At 59.3% G+C, this 546-nt stretch carries 1 protein-coding gene; it reads left to right on the forward strand.

Features of this window, described 5'->3' with window-relative positions:
• A partial coding sequence (locus KIH86_RS02850) for an RCC1 domain-containing protein (RefSeq protein WP_407672234.1) occupies positions 1-546 on the forward strand: 546 nt, incomplete at both ends.

Consider the following 546-nt stretch of genomic DNA (forward strand, 5'->3'; position numbering starts at 1 on the left):
CCACGCTTGCCAGCAACAGCTGGACCGTAGGTACCGCCCTTCCGGCAGGACAAAAGCTGCAGGTACGGGTCAAAGTAACAGATGGAGCGCTCTGGTCGGAATGGTCGGACGCTCAATGGATGAGCATTACGAGCGTTATGCCGAATACCGTATTGGCAGGCGGCTGGGGAACAAGCGTGATGGTGGGTGGCGACGGACAGGTACAGGCCTGGGGAAGCAACAGCACCGGTCAGCTTGGAGACGGAAGCTCGACCTCCGTGATCCGGACCACCAGGGCGGTGGTGCCGGGCTTAAGTGGAATAGTATCGGTAAGCGGCAGCAACCAGCATACGCTGGCATTGAAGAATGACGGTAGCGTATGGGCCTGGGGAGCTAATATGTATGGACAACTTGGAGATAACAGCACCACACAGCGGAGCACACCGGTAGCGGTGAGCGGCCTGACGAGCGGCGTGATAGCGGTCGCAGCAGGGACAAGCCACAGCTTGGCACTGAAAGGTGACGGCAGTGTATGGGTCTGGGGCTCAGGCTATGGGAATGTACCGG

The sequence above is a fragment of the Paenibacillus sinensis genome (genome assembly GCF_019904155.1).
GTDB lineage: Bacteria > Bacillota > Bacilli > Paenibacillales > Paenibacillaceae > Paenibacillus_AQ > Paenibacillus_AQ sinensis.